Below are 6,008 nucleotides of genomic sequence, written 5' to 3'. Positions count from 1 at the left end.
GTCCACGGGTCCCTCCGCGCCGTCGCCCGATCGGACTCCGAGCGCCATCCCTCTCGGCATGCCGGTCGGCAGGCCGTTCGCCTCCAACGACGCGTCCTCATCGGTGGAGGCGGTGACGGAGCTGGAGGGGCGGCAGGTCGTCGTCTCCGACGGCGACAGAACGGTGCGGGTGTGGGATCTGGCCACCCGCAAGGAGACCGGCAGGCCGTTCACCGCCCACAACACCGGTGCCCACGCCGTGGTGACGGAGCTGGAGGGGCGGCGGGTCGTGGTCTCCGGCGGTGGCGACAGCGCGGTGCGGGTGTGGGATCTGGCCACCCGCGAGCAGGTCGGCAGGCCGTTCACCGGCCACACCGGCGGGATCACCTCGGTGGTGGTGACGGAGCTGGAGGGGCGGCGGGTCATCGTCTCCGCCGGCGGCGACAACACGGTGCGGGTGTGGGATCTGGCCACCCGCGAGCAGATCGGCAGGCCGTTCACCCACACAGTCGCAGCCGAGTCGGTGGTGGTGACGGAGCTGGAGGGACGGCGGGTCGTGGTCTCCGCCGGCGGCGACGGGGCGCGGGTGTGGGATCTGGCCACGCGTGAGCAGGTCGGCAGGCCGTTCACCGCGCAGACCGGCGGGGACACGACGGTGACGGTGACGGAGTTCGAGGGGCGGCCGGTCGTCGTCTCCGGCGCCTCCGGTGGCGATGACAGCACGGTGCTGGTGTGGGACCTGGCCACCCGTAAGCAGCTCGGCAGGCCGTTCACCGGCCACACCGAAGGCGTCGAGTCGGTGGTGGTGACGGAGCTGCAGGGGCGGCAGGTCGTCGTCTCCGGCGGCTACGACGGGATACGGGTGTGGGACCTGGCCACCCGCGAGCAGATCGGCAAGGTGTTCGGCACCCCCACCCACGGGATCACGTCGATGCTGGTGACGGAGCTGGAAGGACGGCCGGTCCTCCTCGCCGGCGACTTCGACGGCAGAGTGCGGGTGTGGAGCCTGGGCCCGCCCTCCCCGGCGTCCGGCTCCTGAACCCAGCATCCGAGCGTCGCCGGGGTCCGTGGCACAGTAGGGCCGTGACGGACATGCACGTAAGGGACGCGACCATCGGTGACCTGGACGTCATCGCGGCGGTGGCGGTCTCAGCCGGGCAGGACGAGGAGTGGACGGGCGCGGACCCGGCCTACGTGGGTCACCTGCTCTCCTGCGGCCGGGTGGTGGTCGCCGAGCATCGCGGTGCCGTGACGGGGTTCGGCGCGATCCGCCGGATCGGCAACGGTCCGGAGGAGACCACCATGCTCTGCGACCTGTTCGTCGACCCCCGGTCCCACGGTCTGGGCGCCGGCCGGGCCATGCTCGCGGCCCTGTGGCGGGACGGTTCCCGGCGGATGACCTTCAGCAGCGTGCACTCTCACGCGCTGCCGCTGTACACGAGGTCCGGCCTCGACGGCTGGTGGCCCCTCCTCTACCTGGCCGGGGACGTGCGGGCGCTACGCGTCCCCGGAGGTTGGGCGGTCTCGGCGGCCGACCCCGGGGAGGTCGCCGACCTGGAGGAGCGGTGGACGGGGATCGACCGGGCCGCCGATCACCGGGCCTGGGCCGCTCGCCCGTCCGGGCAGGCGGTCGTGGCCGGTCGCGACGGTGAGCCGCTGGCAGCGGGTACGGTGGCCGGCGCCGGGGCGGAGTACGGCGTCGTGCACCTGGCGACGGCGCCCCACGCCGACGCGGGCGCGGTCCGGGACGCGGTCGTCGCCGTGCTGGCCTCCCTGGACCCGCCCGGCGGCCGAGCGCGGATCTGCCTGCCCGCGCCGCATCGGGCGACCCGGCCCCTGCTCGCGGCCGGATGGCGCAACGACTCCTTCGACCTGTTCATGGCGACCGACCCCGGCCTGCTCGACCCACGCCGCGCCGTTCCCTCACCGGCTCTGGCCTGACCCGGTACTACATCCGTAGATCGTCAATCGATGAACCGGGGTCGATCCAGTCCTTGTGTACACGGCGGAGACCGGCACCTCCCGTATGCCGAGCAGCTCGATCAGGATCGCGCGGGCCGCCGCCGTCTTCGAGTGTCATGAACTCGGCCACTCACCGTCGTCCCCGAGCCAGACGAGGTCGGAGCGGAGCCGCGACGCGGCGCTGTGGGCGCTCGTCCATCGGCCGAACCCGTTGACCACGCCGACGGTCGCCGCCGTGCCGCACGGCAGTGCCAGCCCGTAGGCCACGACCTCCACGGCGATCTCCTCGTCGTCCTCCCCGGTCTCCTGGACCAGCGCGAACATGCGCGGCAGGCCGCCGGCCAGTGCCCGCACGTCTTCTCTGGTGAGAGGCAGGTCTTCCCCGGCGAGGGGCGGATCGGATTTCCGGGACAAGTCGTCCCCGCCGCTTCCGATCTCGCCTCGCTGCGAGCCCGCGCCGTGGTAGACAGGCGGGTAGTCGGAACCGTTGAAGTGCTCCATGTCGGGTGCTTCCTTCCGACGTCCGGGGTCGGGGTGGGTGTGGCCGGCAAGCGAAGCCCACCCCGGCCCTCTTCTCTTCCTCGGTGCTCACGCGACCACGTAACCGTTCCGTGGTCGGACATTGCCGTTCCCTGTGCCCTCTGTAACCGACTCGCTACGTTGGGTATAGTGACATGCACGATGGGTGGTCGACAAGTTGTTCAACTGCATTGATTGCGCCGCTCTCCGATTTGCGTGGGTCGGCTCGGAAAGGGTGGGGCATGGCCGCTCCGAAGTGGGTTACGTTGCGTTCCCAGTGGCTTGGTCAGCAGCTCAAAGAGCTACGCGAGGCCAACGATCTGATCCTTAAAGACGTGGGTGAGTATCTCCAACGCGATCCGGCCACCGTCAGCCGCTTCGAGTCCGGCGGTTACCCCATCCGGCGTCCTGACCTGCTGGCTCTCCTCGACCTGTACGGCGTCGCCGACAGCAGGCGGCGCGAGAGTTTGATGAGGCTCAGCCAGGAGGTCTGGCAGAAAGGCTGGTGGGACGGGTATGCCGCCGAGGTCGCCGGTGCCTTCGTCGACTACGTATGGCTGGAATCCCGGGCACAGGAGATCCGCACCTTTGACAACACGCTGCTACCTGGTCTGCTGCATACCTCGCAATACGCGCGGGCGGCGATCACGGCGGCCGAGTACGACGCGAAGAGCGAGCAGATCGACCGTTGGGTCGAACTCCGCATGACCCGTCAAGGAATCCTCGAACGGGAAGATCCGCCTCGGCTCTCAGCGATCATCGATGAGGCCGTACTGCGTCGCGAGGTCGGCGGTCCGGAATGTCTGGCGGCCCAACTTCGGCACCTGGCCGGATGCGCTGCCGGACCGAACATCGAGATTCGTGTGCTGCCGTTCAGCGCCGGGGCGCACGCCAGTCCGACCGGCGCGTTCCGTATCTTCACGATGGAGAAGCCGTTTCCCGAGGTCGGCTATGCGGAGACGCCGAAGGGCGCTATCTATGTGGAATCACCCGATACCCAGCGCTTCGCACGGACGTACGATGAATTGCGAGAGCTGGCCCTCACGCCAGAGGAGTCGGTTGAGCTGATCTCCGCGACGGCAGAGGAGCTGTCGCGGTGAACCGGATGGAAGGGCATGGCATGCCTACCCCCGAGGACTTGGCCAATGTTGCCTGGCACATCAGCACGAGAAGCGACAACGGCGGCGGAAGCTGCGTGGAGGCCGGGCCGCTGACCGATGGCAGCGGGCGGGTCGCCGTACGGCACAGCCATCACCCCGACGGCCAGGTGATCGTCTACACCCGCGCCGAGTGGGAGGCGTTCATCGGCGGCGTCAAGGACGGGGAGTTCGACTTCCCCGCCCTGTGACGCGCGAGGAGACGCCCACACCGTCATCGGGAACGAAGTCCCGGTCGTCCGCACCTGCCGACGACCGGATTCAGCCGCGTGATCAGACTTGCTGCTGGGTGCCGGCCCAGGGCGTGCTCCAGTCGATGTCCTCACCGTTCAGGCGTACTGTCGGCGTCCCTTCGACCTTCCGGGTGAGGGCCAGTTCGGACACCTCTTCGGCGCGGTCGGAACTCTCCCGGGAGTTCAGGCACGCGGCGAAATCGGCCTCGGCGATGCCGACCTTCCTCGCGTAGGTCACCAGATCCTCGACGGCGAACCCGCCCTCCGCCGTTTCCTCCGGCTGGTGGGTGTACAGCTCGTCGTGATAGGCCAGCCATTTGCGGGGATCCGTCACGCACAACGAGGCTTTCAGCGCGCGGTGTGAGTTGGCGTGAGTGACGGGCGATTTTTCCTTGTGGAAAATGGTCATCGGATAATAGACGACTTTGATCTTGCCCTGAACCGCCCACTGCTTGATGGTCTCGCCATTGGTCCGCTCGAATTCCTGGCAGTAGGGGCACTGGTAGTCCTCGTACACCTCCAGAACAGGGCTTCTCACGCCGCGTTGGGCCATGACGACGCTGCCGTCGGGCCGCAGGGTGATCAGATCCGATGGCGTGGCGGCGTTCGCGGGAATGCCGTCGGGCCTGCTCGACGTGATCGCGACCGTGACCAAGATGACGGCCGTGGCCACGAGGACGGGCAGGATCGTCTTCCTTCGGACGCGGGGGGAGTTCACGGTGCTCAAAAATCCGCCTATCGATCTGAGGTCGTTCCCGCTCGGCCTCTCGGCGGCCGGGGCCGGTCGGTGCGAGCGTGAACGCTGGGTGATCACATACGGTACGTGGTCGTCTCGCTCCCGGCGGGCGCTGCCGCGGCCGTGACCATGGACGGACCGGGGCTCCGGCGCGTGATCCGCCGCGTATTCCACAAGGGCAGACATTCCTCCCCGGCAACTGCGACATCCCGATCTGAGAAGGGTCTCAGCGACGCTCAGCGTCGCCACAGCGATCATCGGGCAGCGTGGGAGGCGGTCGGTCAGGGGGCCGAGGCGAGGAGAGAGAGTGCCGTGCTTACCCATGTCGCGCGTCCAGAGGAGATCCTCAACAGCCCGGCGGTCTCGGCCGGGTTGCTGCGGGTGGAGAAGCGTATCCACCGGCTGAGCACCTCTTCCCGGCTGCCGCTCATCAACGGCGCGGCCGGGCGCATCACCGGTGCCGGGGGTAAACGGCTGCGGGCCGCGCTGACCCTGGCGACCGCGCTCGCCCTGGGCGGGCGGATCGACAACCGGGTGGTCACCGCGGCGGCGTGTGTGGAGCTGATCCACGCCGGGTCGCTGGTCCACGACGATCTCATGGACAAGGCGGCCGAGCGCAGGGGGGTGCGGACCCTCAACGCCGAGCTCGGTGACGCCAGGGCGCTGGTGGTCGGGGACTTCATGCTCGCCAGGGCCGGGCTCGCCGCGCTCTCCGTGGTCTCCAAGCCGGTCGCCCAGACGCTCGCATCCGTGGTCGTCGAGCTGGCCGAGGGGCAGTTCCAGGAGATCGCCGAGCTGTTCGACCCCGGCCGCACCCCCGAGGACGCGCTGCGGTCGATCACGGGCAAGACCGCGTCCCTGTTCCGGGCGAGCTGCCTGGTCGCACACCCGGACGGGCGGAGCATGGCCGAGTACGGCGAGCGGTTCGGCGTCCTGTTCCAGGTCCTCGACGACCTGCTGGACCTGGCCTCCACCGCCGAGCGGCTCGGCAAGCCGGTCGGCAACGACCTCAGGCAGGGTGTCTACACCCTCCCGTTGCTGCTGGCGCTCCAGCACGACCACGGAGACCTGCGGCCCTTCCTCGGCAGGCGGCTGAGCGAGGACGAGATCACGGTCCTGCTCACCCGCCTGCGGAGCGGCCGCATGATCGACGACACCCTGGAGTATTGCCGGGGGCTGGCGTCCGACGCCCTGGCCTCGCTCCCGGTCATCGCCGACCCGGAGATCGCCGCCACCCTGTACGGCCTGCCGGCCGCCTATGTCGACTGGACGGAGTCGCTGCTCGTCAGGGCCCTCCGCTCCCGAACGTGTCCCCAGCCCCGAAGTAGCGATGAGCTAGATCAAGGTTGCGGTCCGTGGTCGTCACGAAGCGCGCGTACCGGGGCGTAGGGAGTGTTCCCCGTTCGATCGTGTTGCCCTGTT

7 protein-coding genes are annotated in these 6,008 nt (G+C 69.2%); 5 read left to right on the top strand and 2 right to left on the bottom strand.

Annotation, left to right across the window (positions count from 1 at the left end; genetic code table 11):
* Both CA984_RS08880 and CA984_RS08875 read left to right on the top strand, forming a co-directional pair.
* A partial coding sequence (locus tag CA984_RS08880; RefSeq protein ID WP_207620790.1) for a WD40 repeat domain-containing protein occupies window positions 1-1,018 on the top strand: 1,018 nt, incomplete at its 5' end.
* Window positions 1,019-1,071: 53 nt separating this feature from the next.
* Entirely contained in the window at window positions 1,072-1,920 is an 849-nt protein-coding gene (locus CA984_RS08875; protein WP_086570136.1) for a GNAT family N-acetyltransferase, read from the top strand.
* A gap of 135 nt (window positions 1,921-2,055) precedes the next feature.
* Here the strand turns inward: CA984_RS08875 and CA984_RS08870 are convergent, their stop codons facing one another.
* Entirely contained in the window at window positions 2,056-2,442 is a 387-nt protein-coding gene (locus CA984_RS08870) for a hypothetical protein (RefSeq protein WP_086570134.1), read from the bottom strand.
* 260 nt (window positions 2,443-2,702) lie between these two features.
* Between CA984_RS08870 and CA984_RS08865 the strand changes: the two genes are divergently transcribed.
* Both CA984_RS08865 and CA984_RS08860 read left to right on the top strand, forming a co-directional pair.
* Complete coding sequence (locus CA984_RS08865; protein WP_086570132.1) at window positions 2,703-3,560, top strand: helix-turn-helix domain-containing protein; 858 nt, start codon at window positions 2,703-2,705, stop codon at window positions 3,558-3,560.
* Between the two features lie 20 nt (window positions 3,561-3,580).
* Window positions 3,581-3,808, top strand: a complete 228-nt coding sequence (locus tag CA984_RS08860) for a DUF397 domain-containing protein (protein ID WP_086570129.1) — start codon at window positions 3,581-3,583, stop codon at window positions 3,806-3,808.
* Window positions 3,809-3,890: 82 nt separating this feature from the next.
* On the opposite strand, the gene CA984_RS08855 is transcribed toward CA984_RS08860, so the two are convergent.
* On the bottom strand, window positions 3,891-4,568 hold the full coding sequence (locus CA984_RS08855; protein WP_242675822.1) for a DsbA family protein: 678 nt from the start codon (window positions 4,566-4,568) through the stop codon (window positions 3,891-3,893).
* Between the two features lie 330 nt (window positions 4,569-4,898).
* Between CA984_RS08855 and CA984_RS08850 the strand changes: the two genes are divergently transcribed.
* Window positions 4,899-5,975, top strand: a complete 1,077-nt coding sequence (locus CA984_RS08850; RefSeq protein WP_242675821.1) for a polyprenyl synthetase family protein — start codon at window positions 4,899-4,901, stop codon at window positions 5,973-5,975.
* The last annotated feature ends 33 nt before the right edge of the window (window positions 5,976-6,008 follow it).

It is taken from the genome of Streptosporangium minutum (genome assembly GCF_002149035.1).
Lineage (GTDB): Bacteria > Actinomycetota > Actinomycetes > Streptosporangiales > Streptosporangiaceae > Streptosporangium > Streptosporangium minutum.
This window is presented reverse-complemented; position numbering and strand designations above follow the sequence as displayed.

What these genes read in the sequence shown, in the direction of transcription:
- CA984_RS08875 (WP_086570136.1), top strand. Translation starts at nt 1,072, where the DNA reads ATGCACGTAAGGGACGCGACCATCGGTGACCTGGACGTCATCGCGGCG.
- CA984_RS08870 (WP_086570134.1), bottom strand. Translation starts at nt 2,442, where the DNA reads ATGGAGCACTTCAACGGTTCCGACTACCCGCCTGTCTACCACGGCGCG.
- CA984_RS08865 (WP_086570132.1), top strand. Translation starts at nt 2,703, where the DNA reads ATGGCCGCTCCGAAGTGGGTTACGTTGCGTTCCCAGTGGCTTGGTCAG.
- CA984_RS08860 (WP_086570129.1), top strand. Translation starts at nt 3,581, where the DNA reads ATGCCTACCCCCGAGGACTTGGCCAATGTTGCCTGGCACATCAGCACG.